The organism is Amycolatopsis sp. NPDC057786, from assembly GCF_042797905.1.
GTDB lineage: Bacteria > Actinomycetota > Actinomycetes > Mycobacteriales > Pseudonocardiaceae > Amycolatopsis.
The window spans coordinates 68,519-87,828 of record NZ_JBHVKW010000004.1 but is presented as its reverse complement, the minus strand read 5'-3'; the positions used below and the strand labels follow the sequence as shown (position 1 = coordinate 87,828).

General features: G+C 67.9%; 19 protein-coding genes. 11 read left to right on the top strand and 8 right to left on the bottom strand.

The window, feature by feature from the left end:
• The first annotated feature begins 11 nt into the window (after nucleotides 1–11).
• The 4 genes from ACFVM3_RS04520 to ACFVM3_RS04505 all read left to right on the top strand — a co-directional run bounded on the left by ACFVM3_RS04520 (nucleotide 12) and on the right by ACFVM3_RS04505 (nucleotide 3,870).
• Nucleotides 12–1,022: an ATP-binding cassette domain-containing protein gene (locus tag ACFVM3_RS04520; RefSeq protein ID WP_378435511.1), complete on the top strand. Its 1,011-nt coding sequence runs from the start codon at nucleotides 12–14 to the stop codon at nucleotides 1,020–1,022.
• Nucleotides 1,012–1,776 carry an ABC transporter permease gene (locus ACFVM3_RS04515; RefSeq protein WP_378435509.1) on the top strand — a complete coding sequence of 255 codons (765 nt, stop codon included), beginning with the start codon at nucleotides 1,012–1,014 and terminating at the stop codon, nucleotides 1,774–1,776. The genes ACFVM3_RS04520 and ACFVM3_RS04515 overlap by 11 nt, the downstream gene beginning before the upstream one ends.
• Nucleotides 1,777–1,862: 86 nt before the next feature.
• Nucleotides 1,863–2,483: a glycoside hydrolase family 25 protein gene (locus tag ACFVM3_RS04510; RefSeq protein ID WP_378435508.1), complete on the top strand. Its 621-nt coding sequence runs from the start codon at nucleotides 1,863–1,865 to the stop codon at nucleotides 2,481–2,483.
• Between the two features lie 109 nt (nucleotides 2,484–2,592).
• Nucleotides 2,593–3,870, top strand: a complete 1,278-nt coding sequence (locus ACFVM3_RS04505) for an aminodeoxychorismate synthase component I (protein ID WP_378435506.1) — start codon at nucleotides 2,593–2,595, stop codon at nucleotides 3,868–3,870.
• 1 nt (nucleotide 3,871) lies between these two features.
• Here ACFVM3_RS04505 and ACFVM3_RS04500 read toward each other — a convergent pair whose 3' ends face one another.
• On the bottom strand, nucleotides 3,872–4,831 hold the full coding sequence (locus tag ACFVM3_RS04500; RefSeq protein WP_378435504.1) for a zinc-binding alcohol dehydrogenase family protein: 960 nt from the start codon (nucleotides 4,829–4,831) through the stop codon (nucleotides 3,872–3,874).
• Nucleotides 4,832–4,930: 99 nt separating this feature from the next.
• Here ACFVM3_RS04500 and ACFVM3_RS04495 point away from each other — a divergent pair, with 99 nt between their 5' ends.
• Nucleotides 4,931–5,485 (top strand): QsdR family transcriptional regulator, encoded by a 555-nt coding sequence (locus ACFVM3_RS04495; RefSeq protein WP_378435718.1) that lies wholly within the window; start codon nucleotides 4,931–4,933, stop codon nucleotides 5,483–5,485.
• On the opposite strand, the gene rsmI is transcribed toward ACFVM3_RS04495, so the two are convergent.
• Nucleotides 5,482–6,318 (bottom strand): 16S rRNA (cytidine(1402)-2'-O)-methyltransferase, encoded by an 837-nt coding sequence (rsmI, locus tag ACFVM3_RS04490; protein ID WP_378435502.1) that lies wholly within the window; start codon nucleotides 6,316–6,318, stop codon nucleotides 5,482–5,484. The two genes, ACFVM3_RS04495 and rsmI, sit on opposite strands and share 4 nt — an antisense overlap.
• Nucleotides 6,319–6,386: 68 nt before the next feature.
• On the opposite strand from rsmI, the gene ACFVM3_RS04485 reads away from it, so the two are divergent.
• Nucleotides 6,387–7,958, top strand: a complete 1,572-nt coding sequence (locus tag ACFVM3_RS04485) for a dolichyl-phosphate-mannose--protein mannosyltransferase (RefSeq protein ID WP_378435500.1) — start codon at nucleotides 6,387–6,389, stop codon at nucleotides 7,956–7,958.
• A gap of 84 nt (nucleotides 7,959–8,042) precedes the next feature.
• Nucleotides 8,043–9,086, top strand: coding sequence for a hypothetical protein (locus tag ACFVM3_RS04480; RefSeq protein ID WP_378435498.1), 1,044 nt, complete (start codon nucleotides 8,043–8,045; stop codon nucleotides 9,084–9,086).
• A gap of 36 nt (nucleotides 9,087–9,122) precedes the next feature.
• Here the strand turns inward: ACFVM3_RS04480 and ACFVM3_RS04475 are convergent, their stop codons facing one another.
• On the bottom strand, nucleotides 9,123–9,362 hold the full coding sequence (locus tag ACFVM3_RS04475; RefSeq protein ID WP_378435496.1) for a hypothetical protein: 240 nt from the start codon (nucleotides 9,360–9,362) through the stop codon (nucleotides 9,123–9,125).
• On the opposite strand from ACFVM3_RS04475, the gene ACFVM3_RS04470 reads away from it, so the two are divergent.
• Nucleotides 9,346–9,714, top strand: coding sequence for a hypothetical protein (locus ACFVM3_RS04470; RefSeq protein WP_378435494.1), 369 nt, complete (start codon nucleotides 9,346–9,348; stop codon nucleotides 9,712–9,714). The two genes, ACFVM3_RS04475 and ACFVM3_RS04470, sit on opposite strands and share 17 nt — an antisense overlap.
• Nucleotides 9,715–9,910: 196 nt before the next feature.
• Here ACFVM3_RS04470 and ACFVM3_RS04465 read toward each other — a convergent pair whose 3' ends face one another.
• A complete protein-coding gene (locus tag ACFVM3_RS04465) occupies nucleotides 9,911–11,680 on the bottom strand; it encodes a serine/threonine-protein kinase (protein WP_378435492.1) in 1,770 nt (589 codons plus the stop codon).
• Nucleotides 11,681–11,865: 185 nt separating this feature from the next.
• Here ACFVM3_RS04465 and ACFVM3_RS04460 point away from each other — a divergent pair, with 185 nt between their 5' ends.
• Nucleotides 11,866–13,737, top strand: coding sequence for a propionyl-CoA synthetase (locus ACFVM3_RS04460; protein WP_378435490.1), 1,872 nt, complete (start codon nucleotides 11,866–11,868; stop codon nucleotides 13,735–13,737).
• A gap of 110 nt (nucleotides 13,738–13,847) precedes the next feature.
• Nucleotides 13,848–15,428, top strand: a complete 1,581-nt coding sequence (locus tag ACFVM3_RS04455; RefSeq protein WP_378435488.1) for a beta-N-acetylhexosaminidase — start codon at nucleotides 13,848–13,850, stop codon at nucleotides 15,426–15,428.
• A 49-nt stretch (nucleotides 15,429–15,477) separates the two neighbouring features.
• Here the strand turns inward: ACFVM3_RS04455 and ACFVM3_RS04450 are convergent, their stop codons facing one another.
• Both ACFVM3_RS04450 and ACFVM3_RS04445 read right to left on the bottom strand, forming a co-directional pair.
• Nucleotides 15,478–16,089 carry a TetR/AcrR family transcriptional regulator gene (locus ACFVM3_RS04450; protein ID WP_378435486.1) on the bottom strand — a complete coding sequence of 204 codons (612 nt, stop codon included), beginning with the start codon at nucleotides 16,087–16,089 and terminating at the stop codon, nucleotides 15,478–15,480.
• Entirely contained in the window at nucleotides 16,079–16,774 is a 696-nt protein-coding gene (locus ACFVM3_RS04445; protein WP_378435484.1) for an MOSC domain-containing protein, read from the bottom strand. The genes ACFVM3_RS04450 and ACFVM3_RS04445 overlap by 11 nt, the downstream gene beginning before the upstream one ends.
• A 40-nt stretch (nucleotides 16,775–16,814) precedes the next feature.
• Here ACFVM3_RS04445 and ACFVM3_RS04440 point away from each other — a divergent pair, with 40 nt between their 5' ends.
• Nucleotides 16,815–17,387, top strand: coding sequence for a TIGR03086 family metal-binding protein (locus ACFVM3_RS04440; protein ID WP_378435482.1), 573 nt, complete (start codon nucleotides 16,815–16,817; stop codon nucleotides 17,385–17,387).
• Here ACFVM3_RS04440 and ACFVM3_RS04435 read toward each other — a convergent pair.
• Nucleotides 17,341–17,724, bottom strand: coding sequence for a DUF779 domain-containing protein (locus ACFVM3_RS04435; protein WP_378435480.1), 384 nt, complete (start codon nucleotides 17,722–17,724; stop codon nucleotides 17,341–17,343). The two genes, ACFVM3_RS04440 and ACFVM3_RS04435, sit on opposite strands and share 47 nt — an antisense overlap.
• Nucleotides 17,724–19,247, bottom strand: coding sequence for an aldehyde dehydrogenase family protein (locus ACFVM3_RS04430; RefSeq protein WP_037340578.1), 1,524 nt, complete (start codon nucleotides 19,245–19,247; stop codon nucleotides 17,724–17,726). The genes ACFVM3_RS04435 and ACFVM3_RS04430 overlap by 1 nt, the downstream gene beginning before the upstream one ends.
• Nucleotides 19,248–19,310 lie beyond the last annotated feature (63 nt).

The window sequence follows — 19,310 nt, the reverse complement described above, 5'->3', positions numbered from 1 at the left end:
AAGGAGTAGACATGATCAAGGCACGCGGCCTTGAGCGGCGTTTCCGCCGCAAGGGCCGCAATGGGGGTGAGGTCCACGCCGTCAAGGGCGTCGATCTCGACGTGTCGGCCGGGGAACTGGTCGGCTTCCTCGGGCCCAACGGCGCAGGGAAGACCACGACCCTGCGCATGCTGACGACGCTGCTCAAGCCCACCGCCGGTGAGGCGACGGTCGGCGGCCGCGACCTGCTCGCCGACCCGCTGGGGGTGCGTCGGCGAATCGGCTACGTCGCCCAGGGTGGCGGCACCGCGCCGGCGAGCAAGGTCATCGAGGAGATCGAATTCCAGGGTCGGCTGTACCGGATGAGCAAGGCGGACGCGCTCGCACGCGGGGCCGTCCTCTCCGAACAACTGGATCTTGCCGGTCTCGACCAGCGGACGACCGCGACCCTGTCGGGCGGACAACGCCGCCGTCTCGACATCGCGCTCGGGCTGATCCACTCGCCCGGTCTCGTCTTCCTCGACGAACCGTCGACAGGACTCGACCCGCAGAGCCGGGCGAACCTCTGGGACCACATCCGGAGGCTGCGCGACGAGCAGGGTGTCACGGTCTTTCTGACCACGCACTACCTCGACGAGGCCGACGCGCTCTCGGACCGGCTGATCGTCATCGACGACGGGCGGATCGTCGCCGAAGGCACACCGGACTCGTTGAAGGCGAGGGTTTCCGGTGACGGCGTCGTCATCGGGGTCTCACCGGAATCGGCGGCCGAGACCGCGGAGGTCGCGGGCCGTCTCGACGGAGCACACGAGCTGACCGTCACAGACGGCACCGTGCGGTTCCGGGTGCCACGCGGCGACACCGCGATGCCCGAACTGCTTCGGGCGCTGGACACCCGTGGCATCGCGATGGCGTCCATGCAGGTGCACCGTCCGACACTCGACGACGTCTTCCTGGCCCTGACGGGCAGGAGCCTGCGCGACGCCGAAGAGAACGAGGCGGTCGACGTCGACGCGGAGAAGGAGGCCACGCGTGTTGCATGACACCTGGTTGATCTTCCGTCGCGAGATGCTCGCGGCATTGCGCAACCCGACATGGCTGGCCATCGGCATCATGCAGCCGCTGCTCTACTTGTTCTTCTTCGGGCCGCTTCTGGTGAAGTCGCTCAACGCGCAAGGCCTGTCCGATGTGGACGGCTGGATGATCTTCACTCCGGCGATCATCGCGCAGCTCGCGCTGTTCGGCAGCTCTTTCGTCGGGTTCGGGCTCCTCGCGGAGTACCACTCGGGCGTAGTAGAGCGGATGCGGGTCACCCCGGTGAGCCGGGTGGCGTTGTTGCTGGGCAAGGTGCTCGCCAACGCGCTGCAGACCGTCGTGCAGGCCTTGCTCATCATCGCGCTGGCATATCTGGTGTTCGATCTGAACGCGCCGTTCGGCGGCGTCCTGCTCAGCCTGGTGATCGTCTTCCTGCTGTCGATCACGTTGGCGTCGTGCTCGTACGCACTGGCGTTGACCCTCAAGAGCGAAGACACCTTCCCGGCTTTGCTCAACGCGGTTCTCCTGCCGCTGTTGCTGCTTTCCGGAATCCTGATCCCGATCACCGCGGGCTCGGCGCCGGAGTGGCTGTACACGCTTTCCCGCATCAATCCGTTCCGGCACGTGGTGGATGTCGAGCGGAACAGTTTCCGCGGCGACTTCTCGATGGACGCCTTGTTCACCGGGAGCGTCGTGGTGCTGGTCATGGCCGTTCTGGCCATCTGGTGGGGCTCACGGACCTTTCAACGGGAAAACGCCTGAGACACGCTGAACCGAAAGGTCACCTTGCGGCCGCTCCGCGGACGTAGGGTGACCTTTCGGTCGTACTGGGGCGAAATTCGAGGCAGGTGAGTTCGATCGATCCGGAAGGTGAGCACGGCGTCACCCTGTCCCACCGCGAGACGGTGACGGACTGGGCGGCGGTGCGTGGCGCCGACATCCGGTTCGCTTCGGTCACCGTCACCGAAAACACCAACTGGCGCGACGCCGCGGCGGAACGCAATCTGACCGGCGCGCAGCACGCCGGTATCCATACCGGCGCACGGCACTACGCGCGTCCTGGCGCCGTCCACGACCAGGCCGACCACTTCGTGCGGACGGCGAGCGCGCTCGGAGCCTTCTCGCCCGGTTCGCTCGCGCCCGCGCTCGAGGTGGAGGCGCCGAGCGTCGATGACCGTTTCATCAAGGCGTGGATCAAGCACGTCCGGAACGCGGCGCGCGTCGAACGCGTGCTGGTGTACGCGGGGCTCGACTGCTGGACGGACCGCTTGCACCCGGACAAGTGGGCGGACAGCGAAGTGGTTTTGTGGCTGGTCAGGCACAACGAAATCCCGGGAAGGCCGGGCTGGTTCCACTCGCGTTTGGGCCTGCATCAGCACGGTTTCGGTACCGGGCTGCCCGGTGTGGACGGACCGATCGCGCAGGACACCGTGGTCTACCCGTTCAAGCTCACGGATGTGCTTCTGTAGTGCCCCCTGCGTGACGACGGATGTGCGGGTTGTCACCGCGTGGTCGCGGATCTCACTTTCCGGCCGACGCGGGTTGCCTTTCCGGCCATCCGGGCGGCGACAATGTCGCGTGCGGTTGATGCGCCGGAGGTTGCGGAGCGACGTCGGGCCCGAACGGGCGCTGGCGGTCCTCGGGGTACGCGCCGAAAGGCTCGGGCTCGCACCGCCCGCCGCGCTGTGCGGAGAGTGGTTCTCGTCGCGCGCGGTCATCGCGCTCAACGCCCCCTTGACTCCTGTCCGGGACGTGGCGGAAGCCTTCGCGATCCCTACGCGGCTGCCTGACGTTCTCGACGCGGCACCCGGCGCGGTCGGGGGCGGCTGGTTCGGTTACCTGGGTTATGACTTGACCGATCCCTCTGGCCGTTCCGGCGCGCTCCCTCCGGCTGCCTGGGGCTGGGTCGACAGAGTGCTGCGGCTGGACGCGGACGGTTCTTGGTGGTTCGAAGCCCTGGTTCCCGACGGCGCTCCGGATCCGGTCGGCGAAGTGGCCGCGGTGGAATCCGCCCTTGCCGAGGTTCCCGAAGCGACGGCTTGGAGTTCCGGCCCGTTGTCGCGCCCGCTTCCCTCGGAGCACTACGACGCGGTCAAAGCCTGTGTGCACGCGATCGAAGCCGGCGAGCTTTTCCAGGCGAATATCTGCGCTCGCTTCACCGGGAAGTTCACCGGCGACCCGATCGCGTTGTTCGCCGAGGGCGCGCGTCGCCTGGGAGCACGGCGGGCGGCGTTCCTCAGCGGCGACTGGGGCTCGGTCGTGTCGTTCTCTCCCGAGCTTTTCCTTGCCAGGCACGGGCGGCACGTCCGGTCGACGCCGATCAAGGGCACGCTGCCGCGGCGGAACGCCGCCGACGCGCATCTCGCGCGGCGACTGCGGGAATCCACCAAGGACGTCGCCGAGAACGTGATGATCACCGATCTCGTCCGCAACGATCTCGGACGGGTATGCGCAACCGGCACCGTACGGGTTCCCGAACTGCTCGCGGTCCGGCCCGCGCCGGGGGTCTGGCATCTGGAGTCCACTGTGGAGGGTTGCCTCGCCGACGGCGTCGACGACGCCGCCCTGCTGGCGGCCACCTTCCCGCCGGGCTCGGTCACGGGCGCACCGAAGATCCGCGCGCTGGATCTGATCGCCGAACTGGAACCTGCCGCGCGTGGCGTCTACACAGGCGCGATCGGACTCGCTTCGCCGATCGCCGGGTTGGAACTGAACGTCGCGATCAGAACTTTCGAAATCCACGAAGGCACGATCACACTGGGGGTCGGCGGCGGGATCACCGCCGACTCCGACAGCGAAGCGGAATGGCAGGAATGCCTGCACAAATCCGCTCCGCTGGAGCGCCTGCTCGGCTGAACTACTTGGTGGGATCCAGCAGGAGCTTGCCCATCGTGCCGCGCGAGCGCAGGGCCTCGTGGGCGACGCGCGCGTCGGACAGCGCGTACTCGCCGCCGGCGATGGCGCGGACCCGCCCGGCGAGAGCCAGCTCGAAAAGCTCGTCGAGCGTGCGCCCGAAGACGTTTCCGGGAAGCTTGAAGGCGTGCGGCAGCCACATCCCGGAAACGGTGGTGCTGTGCCCGAGAAGGTTGCGGGCTTCGATCGGCTTCGGGTTCTGACGGCTGGCCATGCCGTAGAACGCGAGGCGGCCGAACGGCGCGAGAGCTGCGATGCTCTGGTCCGTGACCGTGCCACCGGTCATGTCGAGCACGATGTCGACGCGCTTGCCGCCGTTCGCCTCACGAAGGGCGTCCGTCATGTTCTCGGCGCGCGAATCGATGGCGACATCGGCGCCGAGTTCGAGGGCGAGGGCACGCTTCTCGTCGCTGCTGGCGGTCGCGATGACCCGGCCCGCTCCCCAGGCTTTCGCCAGCTGGACGGCGATGGAGCCGACCCCGCCCGCGGCCGCGTGCACGACGACGGATTCGCCGGGTTCGAGGTGGGCGTTCTTGCGCAGCAGAAGTGAGGCGGTGGTGCCCTGGACGATGAAGGAAAGCGCGGTCAGGTCGTCGACGCCGTCGGGTACCTCGAAGCTGGTGACGTCGTCGGCCACCGCTCGCTCGGCGTAGCCGCCGCCACCGTTGAGCAGCGCGACGACACGCTTGCCGTCCGCGGCGCGGCCGACGATCTCGCCGCCGGGGACGAGCGGGAGCTTGCTCGGGGCGAGGTACGAGTTCTCGGCCTGGTGCGTGTCGGCGTAGTTGATACCGATCCGGTCGACCTCGACCAGCCTCTGGCCTGGGCCCGGGACGGGATCGGGGAGATCGACGAGGTTGAGCACCTCGGGTCCGCCGAACTCGGTCACCTGTACTGCGCGCATCCGCATCCTCCTCGTCGGGATGAGACATTCTTGCATATGTCTCATCGGTGAGACATGCCGTGATATGTTTCGCCCATCGAAACAGCACTCGAACGCCAGCTGACCTCGCCGCGCCCGGACGCCCTGGGCGCGTTCACGGTCGCGCGTGCCCGGTTTCTGGCGGGGCGCCGGGTGGACATGGGCGACCTCGCGGCTGAGCTGGGGATCAGTCGGGCCACCCTGCACCGGTGGGTCGGCGGCCGGGATCAGCTGCTCGGCGAGATCCTGTGGTCGATGACCGTCGAGGTCTTCGAAGCGCGCGCTTCCGGCAAGCTCGGCCGAGGCGCGGAAGGGATCGCGGACCTCGTCGGCACCTTCGTCCGGACCGTGAACGGCTCGAAACCGTTCCGGCAGTTCCTGCGCAACGAGCCCGAGCGGGCACTGCGGATCCTGACGACGAAGGCCAGCGTGGTGCAGAGCCGGGCGATCGCGAAAATGCGCGAGTTCCTCGCCGAGGAGGTCACGGCCGGGCGGCTCACCCCGCCGCTGCCGGTCGAGGACCTGGCCTATCTGCTGGTGCGGATCGGCGAGTCCTTCATCTACACGGACGTCATCACCGGCGCGGAGCCTGATGCCGCGAAGGCGCACGCGGCCGTGACGGCCTTGCTGTCCTAGCTCTTGCGGGACGCGAGCACGGCGTCGTACAGCTCTTTCTTCGACACTCCCGCTGCCTCGGCGACCTCGGCGGCGGCGGACTTCAGGCGTTCACCTGCCGAGACACGCGACGCGACCTCCGAGACCAGATCTCCGACGCTCACCGAACGCGGCGGCGCGGCCGCGAGGACGACGGTGATCTCGCCCTTGACCCCGTCGGCCGCCCAGGCCGCCAACTCCGGCAAGGTGCCGCGTTTGACCTCTTCATACGTTTTGGTCAGTTCGCGGCAGACGGCGGCACGACGGTCGGGTCCCAGGACCTCGGCGGCGTCGGCGAGCGTGCTCGCGAGACGGTGCGGGGATTCGAAGAACACGGCCGTCCGGGGCTCGTCCTTCAACGAACCGAGCCATTTCGCGCGTTCACCGGGCTTGCGCGGAGCGAACCCTTCGAAACAGAAACGGTCGCAAGGCAGGCCGGACAGCGCCAGTGCCGTGGTCACCGCCGACGGGCCGGGCAGGCAGGTCACCGGCACGTCCGCCTCGACGCAGGCCGCCACCAGGCGGAACCCGGGATCCGAAACACTCGGCATACCGGCGTCGGTCACCAAGACCACCGTTTCGCCCGACTGGAGTGATTCGAGCAGTTTCGGCAGACGAGCCGTTTCGACGTCTTCGTAGAAGCTGACGACGCGCCCGACCGGCGAGACGTCGAGAGCCGCGGTGAGGGAGCGCAGGCGCCGGGTGTCTTCGGCGGCGATCACGTCCGCGGTCGCGAGGGCTTCGGACAGGCGCGGCGAAGCGTCACGGACGTCTCCGAGCGGGGTGGCTGCCAGCACGAGGCGTCCTTCGGTCATTCCCGAAGGTTAACCGGTTCGCAGATCCGGACACCGAGTTCACTCTTCCGCCCGTAGGATCATGCCCCGTGACCGCACTGCTGACCCGGGACAACGAGAGCGTGCGGCCGGATCCGGTCGACGCGCTCAGGCCACCGAGTGACCGGGAGGCCACCCTCCTCGGCCGCGGCATGCCGACCGATCGCCTGCGCGGCTGGATCGTCACACTGGTGCTGACGCTCATCGGCGGCATCGTCCGGATCCAGAACCTGGGAACGCCCACGGACAAGGGCACGCCCGTCTTCGACGAGAAGCACTACGTCCCTCAGGCGTGGCAGATGCTGCGCAACGGCGGGTACGAGGACAACTACGGCTACGAACTGATCGTCCACCCGCCGCTGGCGAAACATCTGATCGCGATCGGCGAATGGCTGTTCGGCTACAACGCCTGGGGCTGGCGGATCATGCCCGCGCTGGCGGGCACGCTGATCGTGTTCCTCATCATCCGGATCGCCCGGCGCCTCACCCGCTCGACGCTGCTCGGCGCGGTCGCGGGGATCCTGGTGATCAGCGACGGCGTCCTGCACCTGCAGTCCCGTATGGGGATGCTCGACATCTTCATCGCGTTGTTCGTCCTCGCCGCGTTCGCCTGCGTGCTGTGCGACCGCGACCAGGTGCGGCAGCGGCTCGCCGTGGCCGTCCGTGAAGGCTGGATCGACGAGTCGCGGTTCGGCCCGAAGCTGGGTTTCCGGTGGTGGCGGTTCGCCGGCGGCCTGATGATCGGGCTGACCTTCGGCGTCAAATGGTCGGCGCTCTACTACATCGCTGCGTTCGGCCTGCTCACCGTTTTCTTCGACGTCGCCGCGCGCCGGGCCGCCGGGGTGCAGCGGCCTTGGGTCGGCTCGCTGCGCCGCGACGTGCTGCCCGCGCTGTGGGCGATCGTCGTCATCCCGGTCCTGGTGTATCTCGCCTGCTACTGGGCCTGGTTCGCGAGCGAGACCGCGACCGACCGCAACTACGTGGCGATCAAGGACATCGATCCCGGTTTCTGGGCCTGGATGCCACCAGCGTTGCGGTCGCTCGGCGACTACACGATGAACGTCCTCGACTTCCACGCGAACCTGGTGACGCCCAAGGACAAACCGCATCCGTGGGAGTCGAAGCCGTGGACCTGGCCGATGGGCCTGCGGCCGATGCTCTACGCGTACGCGGGCGGCACCGACGCGACCGGCTGCGGCGAGTCGACCTGCGTGCGGGCGACGATGCTGATCGGCACGCCCGCCATGTGGTGGCTGGCCCTGCCGATGCTCGGCTGGAGCGTGTGGCGATCGGTCTTCCGCGCGGACTGGCGCTACGCCGCCGTGCTCGTCGGTTACCTCGCCGGGTTCCTGCCGTGGTTCACCAACCTCGACCGCCAGATGTACTACTTCTACGCGACTCCGCTGGCGCCGTTCCTGGTACTCGGGCTGACGTTGATCCTCGGGCAAATCCTCGGCAGCGCGAAACGCGGTTTCGAACGACGGGGCACCGGCTTGCTCGTCGTGGCCCTCTATGTGGGTCTCGTCGTGGCCAATTTCGCCTGGTTGTGGCCGATTCTCAACGGCAACGCGATCACCAACGATCACTGGAACGCCGAACTGTGGCTTCCTTCCTGGAAGTGACCACGACCGGTTGAGCCAAGCTCCGGCGAGACGCGCGGAAGCGACTTAGACTCCCGTCCGAATCGAGGATTTCGGGGGGTCGTCATGTCTCGTTGGCCGTATCTCGTGGCCGTTGCCCTGCTGCTCACCGGGTGTTCCAGCGCCATCGAGGGGAAGGCTTTCCGCGAGGGCTCGGCGCCGGGCGCGAGCGACGCGAAGTACCCGCGGTACGAGCCGCCCGCCGACGGGTCGGGTTTCAGCGATCAGGTGCTCGACCAACCACTGGCCCTGCCCGCCGAACGCGGCGAACCGGGCTGCGACTGGCTCGAGTCGATCAAGCCGGACCTCCAGCCGCTGGGCCTCGTGAGCACCAAGGGGGTGCTCAGCGGCTGCCAGTTCGAGTTCCCGAACAACAAGGGCGCACAGGTGCACGCCTACGGCCCGTACAGCTGGATCACGCAGGACTCGGCGTTGATGGAGCCGGTCGAGATCGCCGGGATCAAGGGCCGGACCTACGCCTTCGACCCGGAACCGGTGACGTTCTGCTCGGTCAACATGGACATCCGCGCCTACGCCTCGATCGCTGTCGACGCCTACGACGTCGACAGCGACGAAGCAGGTACTCGCGCCGAGCACTGCGAGCTGGCGAAGAAGGTCGCCGAAGTGGTGCTGAAGAAGTTCGTCCCGCTCGCCGGCGGCAAACCGGCGCCGGGCACCGTTCAGGAACCGGCCGCCGACGCGCTGAAGAACGCAGATATCTGCGAAGTCGTCAAGTTCACTCACACGAACTACGCAGGAGTCAACGCGGGCCGCGAAGGCGCTCAGAAAGGCGAAGGGCCGCTGGGGCCGACCTGCACTCACGAAGTCCAGTACGCGAAGGCCGTCGGGATGTACACGACCGGCACGGGCGGCCTCGAAGCCGTGCCACCGAAAGCGGGCGCGGAGGTGCGGAACGGCCAGTTCGGCACGGTGAAGGCCAGGTTCGAGCAGACCGCGGAGTCCTGCGCCCTGAGTGTCCAGTTGGGCAACGGACAGGTCGTGCAGGTCGACTTCGTGGGCAAGAAGAAGGAAGCGATGCCGCGGACCTGCGTCTCCGCTCAGCTCATCTTGTCCGTGTCGATGCTCGATCTGATCAGGGGCGAATCCTGATTTCCCGATTCAAGTGTGACACTTTCCTCCGAGTTGTTACTCTTCGCTGGTCAACAGCAGCCGTACAGGGGGCATCATGACGATCCGACCGCTCGGAGCAGCTTGCGCGGCCGCGGCGTTGTTCTTCATCGCGGGGTGCGAGGAACAGACGCCGGGGACCGCGGCGCCGCAGTCTTCGGCCATTCCGAGCACCTCGGAGGCACCGGCCAGCAGCACCGCACCACCCAGTTCGTCAAAGCCTTCGGCGATCGCCTCCGAGGTGACCAAACCCGCCACCGGCGGCGCGGTGGCGCACACGCCGGACGGGGCCGCGAGCGTGATGGAGGAGTATCACCACGCTTTGGGCGACAAGGACCTCGACACCGTTTGCCGGATCACCGCACCGGCGTTCGACGGCGGCATGAAGGAATGCCGCAGCCTCACCCCGATGCAATTCGGGATGCTCTCGGCCGACGACGTCAAGAAACTGAAGGCCACCCGCGTCGACCGGGCGAAACTACAGAGCAAGGGGCCGGACAAGGTCCTCGTGCCGCCGGGAGCGATCAGCCCGCAGATCGCCATGATGGCCGCCCAGCCCAAGACGTTCACCATGGCCTGGCGCGGCGGGACCTGGGTCGTCATCGACTGAGAGAGAGCAAGGGACCTTTGCTGTCGTTGCGCAGGCGACCGTGTGGGTTTCGGGACGTCAGATGTCCCGAAACCCACACGGTCGGTACGCATCGCTACGCGGAGTACGGGGTGTGGGGAAATAGAGACACTCAACGTCTCTATTTCCCCACACCCTCCGCCGCGACAGCAAAGGTCCCTTGCTCTCTTTCCGCAGGTCAGCGCGGGTGGCGCTGGGGTTGCGGCTGCTGGTGGGGCTGCGGTTGCGACTGCGGAGGGCGACGCGGCACGATCTGCGTCACCGGGCCGTCCGGCGATTTGCCCGCGCGAGCGAGCCAGCCTTCGACGTCGCGCCGCACGGCGGTGAGCGTCGGACGACGGCGGGGCTCCTGGTCGAGCGACGCGATGAGGATCCGCGCGTGCGCGCTGCGGTTCGGCAGCTTCGACACCGGTTCGGCGCGGGCGGCGGCCATCAGCGCGGCCATCGGGGTCTCCCGGGTGCCGCGCGGAGGCTGGCCCGAGAGCGCGTAGCTGACCGTCGCGGCGAGCTGCCAGGCGTCCGAAGCCGGGCTGGCCGGTGAGCCCATCGCCTGCTCGGGAGCGACGAAGTCCGGCGTGCCGATCATCATCCCGGTCGCGGTCATCTTCGAGTCGCCCTGGCTGCGGGCGATGCCGAAGTCGATGAGGTGGGCGAGCCCGTTGCGGTCGAGGATGATGTTCGAAGGCTTGAGGTCCCGGTGCAGCACACCCTTCTCGTGCGCCGCGGCGAGCGCGCCCGCCATGGTCGACCAGAGCCGTCCGGCGGCGATGTCGTCGAGCGGGCCCTGAGAGTCGACGATCTCGGCCAGCGAGCGCCCTTCGAGGTACTCCATGACCAGCGCGAGCCCGTCGGGCTCCTCGACGAGGTCGTACACCTTCACGCAGTTGGGGTGGTTCACCACGGCCAGCGCCCTGGCCTCGCGCTGCATGCGCTCTTCGGTGTCCCGGTCCGGCGCGTGCGCGATCTTCAGCGCGACCGTGCGGTTGAGCTGCGTGTCGATCGCTTCCCACACGGTGCCGAAGCCACCGTGGCCGAGCCGGCGGACGCGCTTGTAGCGGCTACCACCGGAGTTGCGGGAACCCGGGGGCGCCGGGATCGGGCCGGGGACCGCGGCCAGGGCGGGCGGTTCGGGAGCCTGTGCCAGCGCGGTCGCCGGGTACTGCTTGACGGGAGGGGGCGGCAGCTGCGGCTGCGGCTTCGGGGCGGGCGGCTCCGGGCGGTACGGCTCGATCTTCTGCCGGGGCTGCGGGTCGGGCCGGTTGATCACCGACCACGGCGGCGGGCCGACGAGCGCGACCGGGATCAGGCCCAGCACGCTGAACGGCAGGAACCCGAGCCAGAAGTGCACGGCCGTGTTCGCGCCCATGCCGACGCTCGCCAGCACCATCAGCACGAACGGGATCCAGAAGAACCGCGAAGGCCACTTCGGGCCGCGACGGAAGGCGGTGCGCGCCTGCAGCATCACGAACAGCAGCGACAGCGCCGGCAGCCCGACCAGCAGGATCAGGTAGAAGATGTAACTGAGCTGCATCCCGTTCGGGTAGAACAGGACCTCGTACACGTTCTGGCCGCGGCCGAGGTACTCGCTCTGCTTCCCGATCAGCGGGCTGTAGTCGGCGTTGAAGGTCGCCAGGTCACTGCCGGAGAAGCCGGACTTACCGCCCGATTTGGACGCGGCCTCCTGGTAGGTCTGCGAAACCCCGGTGGCCAGCAGCCACGGCAGCAGGAAGACGGCGACGACGCCGATCCCGCCGAAGATGGACAGGGTCACCACGTCGTAGCGGTTGCCGGTGCCTTTGCGGATGATCGCGACGACCATCGCTCCCAGTGCGGGCAGCAGCGCGACCAGCGCTCCCGCGGTGCTCGTCGCCCACACCCAGTCCCCAGGCCAGATCCCTGGTCCGAACAGGCTGTGCGCGAACGAAAGCAGCGCGCTCGCTAGTCCCATGGACCCTGCTCCCCTCGCTCGTCGAGGCCGTTTCCGGCAGTTTTTCCCCTAGTCCAGCTTAGGACGCTCCATGCCCGCACAGGGTTGCCGGGTTGTCGCGGGCGTCTCTCCGTCGTTACCGCCGGGCATCGGCCCGGCGGGAAGTCCATGATGGGGTCCGGTACCCGAACGCGAAGGAGCATTCGATGCACGCCGAGTCGTACCAGCGGAGCCTCGAAGACCCGGAGGGTTTCTGGCTCGAAGCCGCGCAGGCGATCGACTGGACCCGTCAGCCGACGCGGGCGCTCGACGCGTCGAAGGCACCTTTCTACCGCTGGTTCCCGGACGGGGAGCTGAACACCGCGTTCAACGCGCTCGACCGGCACGTGCGGGACGGCCGCGGCGAGCGGACCGCGTTGATCTGGGATTCTCCCGTCACCGATTCGGTTCGCCGGTTCACCTACGCGGAACTGCTGGACGAAGTCGCCCGCTTCGCAGGCGCGCTCGCCGATCTCGGCGTCGGGAAGGGTGACCGCGTCATCGTGTACATGCCGATGGTCCCCGAGGCCGCGGTCGCGATGCTGGCGTGCGCCCGGCTCGGCGCGGTGCACTCGGTGGTCTTCGGCGGCTTCGCGCCCAAGGAACTCGCGGCCCGGATCGAAGACGCGAAACCCAAGGTCATCGTGGCCGCTTCGTGCGGGATCGAGCCGACGCGGATCGTCGAGTACAAGCCGATCATCGACGAGGCGCTCGCGGGCACCGTCCACCAACCGGACAAGGTCGTGGTGCTGCAACGCGAGCGTGCGCGCGCTGAACTGGGCGAACGCGACGCCGACTGGGCCGAACTCGTCGCGAAGGCCTCCCCTGCCGACCCGGTGCCGGTCGCGGCCACAGACCCGCTGTACATCCTGTACACCTCCGGCACCACGGGGAAGCCGAAGGGCGTCGTGCGCGACACCGGCGGGCACGCGGTCGCGCTGGCCTGGTCGATGGGCGCGATCTACGACATCCGGCCCGACGACGTGTGGTGGACGGCGTCCGACGTCGGCTGGGTCGTGGGCCATTCCTACATCGTGTACGCGCCGCTCCTGATCGGGGCGACGACGGTCATGTACGAAGGCAAACCAGTGAATACGCCGGACGCGGGCGCGTTCTGGCGGGTCATCGCCGACCACGGGGTGAAGGCGTTGTTCACCGCGCCGACGGCGTTACGGGCGATCAAGAAGGTCGATCCGGACGCGGCCGAAATCGAAAAATACCAGCTCAGCGGATTCAAGACGTTGTTCATGGCCGGTGAACGGCTCGATCCGGAGACCTACCACTGGGCGCACGGGAAACTCGGTGTGCCGGTGATCGACCACTGGTGGCAGACCGAGACCGGCTGGCCGATCGCGGCGAATCCGCGCGGACTGGAACCGATGCCGGTCAAACCCGGTTCCGCGACGAAACCGGTGCCGGGCTGGGACGTGCGGATCCTGGACCAGGCGGGCGACCCGCTCCCCGCCGGCCGGGAGGGCGCCATCGCCATCAAGCTGCCGCTCCCGCCGGGTTCGCTGCCGACGTTGTGGCAGGACGACGAGCGGTATCGCGAGGCGTACCTTTCGCGGTATGAAGGCCACTACCTGACGGGTGACTCCGGATACGTCGACGAAGACGGCTACCTGTTCGTCATGGGCCGCACCGACGACGTCATCAACGTCGCGGGCCACCGGCTTTCGACCGGTTCGATGGAAGCCGTGCTGGCCTCGCACCCCGCCGTCGCCGAATGCGCGGTGATCGGGGTCCGTGACCAGCTGAAGGGGCAGCTTCCGCGTGGCTTCGTGGTGCTGAAATCGGGCACCGCCGTCGACGCGGAAACGCTCAAGGCCGAGTTGGTCGCGCTCGTGCGGCGCGACATCGGGCCGGTCGCGGCGTTCCGCGACGTGTCCATTGTGGACGCGCTGCCGAAGACGCGGTCCGGGAAGATCCTGCGCAAGACCATGCGCGGGATCGCCGACGGCCGCGACGAACAGGTGCCGTCGACGATCGAAGACGCGAGCGTTCTCGATGCCCTGAAAGCGGTTCTGCGCGGCGAGTGACCGGTGATCGGTACGGCGTACTGGTCCGATCGGGTGTTGTCGTGTTTGCCCTATTGGTCTATACCTTCTCAGGGGAAGAGAGTCTCCAGGTATCCGACCGGAGGTGCTCCATGAGTAAACGCCTGTCCAGAACCGTGCTCGGCGTGGCGGTCCTGAGTCTCGTGACGCTCGGCCTGCCCGCGACGGCGAGCGCGGGGCAGCACGTCAAGGCCGAACGGACCGTCGCCGACGTCGTCCCGGCGCCGGTGGACGCGAAACCCGATCCGCGCTCCGACTTCCGGCTCGGTCCGGCGACCGTCATCCGCACCGACCGCGAGGGCAGGCAGGTCGCCGAGTACCTGGCAGGCCTGCTCCGGCCCGCCACCGGCTACCGGCTGCCCGTCGTCAGCGGTCACCGCGGCGGCGGCCCCGCCATCTCGCTCGAGACCGGCCACGCGAGCGGCCGCGTGGGCGCCGAGGGTTACCAGCTCAAGGTGTCGCGGTCCGGCGTGACCTTGAAGGCGAACACCGACGACGGCCTGTTCCTCGGCGTGCAGACGTTGCGCCAGCTGCTCCCGTCCGCGATCGAGGCGAAGACCGTCCAGAAGCGCTCGTGGGTGGTTTCGGGCGGCACGGTGCTCGACTACCCGCGCTTCGGGTATCGCAGCGCGATGCTCGACGTGGCCCGGCATTTCTTCACACCGGACCAGGTCAAGCTCTACATCGACCAGATCGCCCAGTACAAGATCAACAACCTCCACCTGCACCTGACCGACGACCAGGGCTGGCGGATCGAGATCAAGAGCTGGCCGAAACTGGCGACCGTGGGCGGCAAGACGGCCGTCGGCGGCGCTCCCGGCGGCTACTACACGCAGGAGCAGTACAAGGACCTGGTGCGCTACGCGGCTTCGCGGCACATCACGATCGTTCCCGAGATCGACATGCCGGGACACACCAACGCGGCGCAGCACTCCTACGCCGAGCTGAACTGTGACGGCAAGGCGGTGCCGCCGCGCACGGATATCGAGGTCGGCTACAGCTCGCTGTGCATCGGCAAGGACATCACCTACAAGTTCGTCGACGACGTCATCCGCGAGCTGTCGGCGATCACGCCCGGGAAGTACATCAACATCGGCGGCGACGAGGCCCACTCGACCACGCCGGAGGACTACCAGACCTTCGCCACGAAGGTGCATCCGATCGTCGCGAAATACGGCAAGACGATCACCGGCTGGCACGACATCGCCAAGACGAAACCGCCGGTTTCGGCCGTCCCGCAGTTCTGGGGCACGACCGGGACCGACGCCCACGTGGCCGAGGCGGCGGCGCGCGGCAACAAGATCCTGATGTCGCCAGCGAACAAGGCGTACCTGGACATGAAGTACCACCCGCAGACACCGCTCGGGCTGAGCTGGGCCGGGCTGATCGAGGTCAAGACCGGTTACGACTGGGATCCGGCCACGTATCTGCAGGGTGTGTCGGAGAAGAACGTCATCGGCGTCGAGGCGCCGCTGTGGTCGGAAACGCTGATCACCAGTGACCACATCGAATTCATGGCGTTCCCGAGGCTTCCGGGGTACGCCGAGATCGGCTGGTCGCCGAAGGACTCCCGGACCTGGGACGCCTACCGGCTCCGGCTGGCGAAGCAGAGCCCGCGCTGGGTTCAGCAGGGCATCGACTTCTATCGGTCCACGCAGGTCGACTGGAAGTAGCGCGCAATGAAAGGTCCTTTCCTTGCGAAATTTGCAAGGAAAGGACCTTTCATTGCACGGCGGCGGCGTCGAGGCGGGCGGTGATGGCAGCCCTGGCCAGCGCGTAGGGCTCCGTACCGCCGAACATCACCGAGTCGGCGTTCGCGGCCCGCCCGAGGGCGTTCAGTTCGAAGGCCAGCCTGTTCACATCGACGGATTCCCGCAGATGCCCCGCCTTCCGCGCCTCGACGACGGTGGACCGGATGAACTGGGCGAAGGCGCGGCTCGCGTTCGCGACCGCGTCGTGGACCCGGCCGGTCCGCGCGTCGAACTCGGCGCCGGTGTTGAAGAAGAAGCAGCCGCCCGGGAACACCCGGCGTTCCGAGTAGTCGAGCCAGTTCGCGCACAGCGCGCGCAACCGCGCGATCCCCCGCTCGACCCGCAAAGTCGGCTCGACGACGTTCTCCGCGAAGATCGCGCTCGCCGTCTCGACCGCCGCGAGCTGCAGTTCCTCCTTGGAACCGAACAACGCGAACACCCCGGATTTGCTCAATTCCAGTTCGGTCGCGAGCCTGCCAAGCGACAACCCGTCGAGCCCTTCCACGGACGCGATGTCGACGGCGCGCCGAAGCACGACCCGCCTCGTCGCGTCACCACGGGCCACCCGGCCGTCAACCGGCATTCCGTTCCTCTCGCCGTCGCTTCGCCGATTCCAGGCCGTCACGGTACTGCCGGGTGAGCGCCGGCGCCGCGAGCACCCGGTCCAGCAGCGACCAGTACGCGTCACGACGCTCGTCGTCCAGCTGGGCGACGTTCGTGAACGACGCGACGTAGACCTCGGCGATCGTCGGGCTCGCCGGATCGCGTTCTTCGAGCGTCATGCGTCCCGACGTGGGGACCTCGCCCGTCCGGAGCACCCGCAGGTACCAGCCGCTGCGCCCGGAATCGATCATGGCCGGGATGACGTCCTTGCGCCCGGTCTTCATCGCGAGCTTGAAGCACGGCGTGCGCGGCTGTGAGACCTGGACCAGTGCGTCTCCCCAGGCCCAGATGTCACCGACCCGCACGTCGTATTCGTCGGCGCCCGTCACCGACGCGTTCTCCCCGAAATCGCCCGCGACCGCCGGGAAGCCCTGCTCGGCCCAGGCCGGGTAGTGCGTCGCCGGGTAGACGTAAACCGCTTTGTCGACACCGCCGTGGACACTCCGGTCCGCTTGGTCGTCACCGGCCAGATTGATCTCGTCCAAGCGCAAAGACGGCGCGTCCACCCGCGACTTCGCGATGGCGCTGTACACGGGGACGTCGCGCTTCATTCCCAGCACCGACGGCCGCCCGACGAAGACCTCGTTCACTTCGAGAGTGCTCACACCCTAGAAGATAGCACGACCGTTCGTATACATTGCCGCCATGGATCTCATCTCGCTCACGACAAGAGCCCATCGCGCCGCCGGGACCACGATCACCGGAATCGGCGCCGACGACTGGGACCGCTCGACCCCCTGCGCCGAGTGGACCGTCCGCGACATCGTGAAACACCTGATCGAGGGGCACGACTCCCGCACCGCGCAGGCGACCGGCCACCCGGTGAAGGCCCGGCCGTCGGCCGACGGCGACCTCGCCAGGTCCTACGAAGAGAGTTCCGCCGAATTCCTCGCGGCCTTCGACTCCCAGGCGCTGGAGAAGACCTTCGACTTCGGGAGCTTCGGCCCGCTCCCTGGAAAGAACGTCTTGGCCGTGCTGTTCGTCGACACGCTCACCCACCACTGGGACCTCGACACCGCGCTCGGCCGTGAACACCGCTGGGACGACGAACTCGCGACAGCCGCGTTGAAGGTGGCGAGCCGCTACCCCGATGTGATGCCGGTGCGCGGGCCCGGCGGCGCCTTCGACCACGCTGTCGAGGCACCGCCGGACGCCGGACCGGGCGATCGGCTCATCGCGTTGCTCGGCCGTTCAGCTCAGCCGATTCCTCATCGCTGAACAGCCTGGATCGGACCAGGAAGCGGACTCCTTCAGGCGCCTCCAAGGAGAATCCGCTCCCCCGGCCGGGAACGACGTCGATGGTCAGATGCGTGTGCTTCCAGTATTCGAACTGGGGCCCCGACATCCACACCGGAACGTCGTCGATACCGTCGACGCTCAGGTCACCAAGGTGGACGTCGGACGCCCCGGTGCGGAATTCGCCCGCCGGGTAACACATCGGGGCACTCCCGTCGCAGCATCCGCCGGACTGGTGGAACATCACCGGCCCGTGGAGTGACACCAGCCGCCGCAGCAGCTCCGCGGCGGCCGGTGTCAAGCCGACCCGCTCGGCCATCAGAAGAACCCGAGCGCACTGTCCGAATAGGACACCAGCATGTTCTTGGTCTGCTGGTAGTGGTCCAGCATCATCTTGTGGTTCTCGCGCCCGATCCCGGACGCCTTGTAGCCGCCGAAGGCCGCGTGCGCGGGGTAGGCGTGGTAGTTGTTGACCCACACCCGGCCCGCCTGGATGTCGCGGCCGGCGCGGTAGGCGGTGTTGCCGTCGCGCGACCAGACACCGGCGCCGAGGCCGTACAGCGTGTCGTTGGCGATCTTCAGCGCGTCGGCGTAGTCGTCGAACCTCGCCACCGAGACGACCGGGCCGAAGATCTCCTCCTGGAAGATGCGCATCTTGTTGTCGCCTTCGAAAACCGTCGGTTGCACGTAGTAGCCGCCGGACAGTTCGCCGCCGAGGTCGCTGCGCTCGCCACCGGTGAGGATCTTCGCGCCCTCCTTCTGGCCGATGTCGATGTAGGAAAGGATCTTCTCCAGCTGGTCATTGGAGGCTTGCGCGCCGATCTGCGTCTCGGTGTCGAGCGGGTGGCCCTGCTTGATCTTCTTGACCCGCTCGACGGCGTCGCCGAGGAACCGGTCGTAGATACCGGACTGGATCAGCGCCCGCGACGGGCAGGTGCAGACCTCGCCCTGGTTCAGCGCGAAGAGCGCGAACCCTTCCTGCGCCTTGTCGTAGAACGCGTCGTTGGCCGCGGCGACGTCGTCGAAGAAGATGTTCGGGCTCTTGCCACCGAGTTCGACGGTGACCGGGATGATGTTCTCGCTGGCGTACTGCAGGATCAGCCGTCCGGTGGTGGTCTCGCCGGTGAAGGCGACCTTCCGCACACGGTTGCTCGACGCGAGCGGCTTGCCCGCCTCGACGCCGAAGCCGTTGACGATGTTCAGCACGCCCGGCGGGATCAGATCGCCGATGAGCGACATCAGCAGGTGGATCGACGCCGGGGTCTGCTCGGCAGGCTTGAGCACGATCGCGTTGCCCGCGGCGAGCGCGGGCGCCAGCTTCCAGACCGCCATCAGCAGCGGGAAGTTCCACGGGATGATCTGGCCGACGACGCCGAGCGGCTCGTGGAAGTGGTAGGCGACGGTGTTGTCGTCGATCTGCGAGATGCCGCCCTCCTGGGCGCGCAGGGCGCCGGCGAAGTAGCGGAAGTGGTCGATCGCGAGGGGGATGTCGGCGGCGAGGGTCTCGCGGACCGGTTTGCCGTTCTCCCACGATTCGGCGACGGCGATCGCCTCGAGGTTCTGTTCCATCCGGTCGGCGATCCGGAGCAGCACGTTCGCCCGCTCGTCCACCGACGTCCGGCCCCAGGCCGCGGCCGCGCCCTCGGCCGCGTCGAGCGCGCGGTCGATGTCGGCGGCGGTGCCGCGGGCGACCTCGGTGAACACCTGTCCGGTCACCGGGGTGGGGTTCTCGAAGTACTGACCGCTCGCGGGCGGTACGTACTCGCCTCCGATGTAGTGGTCGTAGCGCGACTCGTAGCTGACGACGCTGCCTTCGGTGTTCGGTGCCGCGTACTTGGCCATCTTTCCTGCCTCATCGCTAGGGGTGACGGATGACGGCGAAGCTAGGGCGGGTGAGGTTGCACG

What these genes read in the sequence shown, in the direction of transcription:
- rsmI (WP_378435502.1), bottom strand. Translation starts at nt 6,318, where the DNA reads ATGACCGAAGGACGCCTCGTGCTGGCAGCCACCCCGCTCGGAGACGTC.
- ACFVM3_RS04500 (WP_378435504.1), bottom strand. Translation starts at nt 4,831, where the DNA reads ATGCGCGCAGTACAGGTGACCGAGTTCGGCGGACCCGAGGTGCTCAAC.
- ACFVM3_RS04465 (WP_378435492.1), bottom strand. Translation starts at nt 11,680, where the DNA reads ATGGGACTAGCGAGCGCGCTGCTTTCGTTCGCGCACAGCCTGTTCGGA.
- ACFVM3_RS04460 (WP_378435490.1), top strand. Translation starts at nt 11,866, where the DNA reads ATGCACGCCGAGTCGTACCAGCGGAGCCTCGAAGACCCGGAGGGTTTC.
- ACFVM3_RS04440 (WP_378435482.1), top strand. Translation starts at nt 16,815, where the DNA reads ATGGATCTCATCTCGCTCACGACAAGAGCCCATCGCGCCGCCGGGACC.
- ACFVM3_RS04520 (WP_378435511.1), top strand. Translation starts at nt 12, where the DNA reads ATGATCAAGGCACGCGGCCTTGAGCGGCGTTTCCGCCGCAAGGGCCGC.
- ACFVM3_RS04430 (WP_037340578.1), bottom strand. Translation starts at nt 19,247, where the DNA reads ATGGCCAAGTACGCGGCACCGAACACCGAAGGCAGCGTCGTCAGCTAC.
- ACFVM3_RS04435 (WP_378435480.1), bottom strand. Translation starts at nt 17,724, where the DNA reads ATGGCCGAGCGGGTCGGCTTGACACCGGCCGCCGCGGAGCTGCTGCGG.
- ACFVM3_RS04455 (WP_378435488.1), top strand. Translation starts at nt 13,848, where the DNA reads ATGAGTAAACGCCTGTCCAGAACCGTGCTCGGCGTGGCGGTCCTGAGT.
- ACFVM3_RS04480 (WP_378435498.1), top strand. Translation starts at nt 8,043, where the DNA reads ATGTCTCGTTGGCCGTATCTCGTGGCCGTTGCCCTGCTGCTCACCGGG.
- ACFVM3_RS04450 (WP_378435486.1), bottom strand. Translation starts at nt 16,089, where the DNA reads ATGCCGGTTGACGGCCGGGTGGCCCGTGGTGACGCGACGAGGCGGGTC.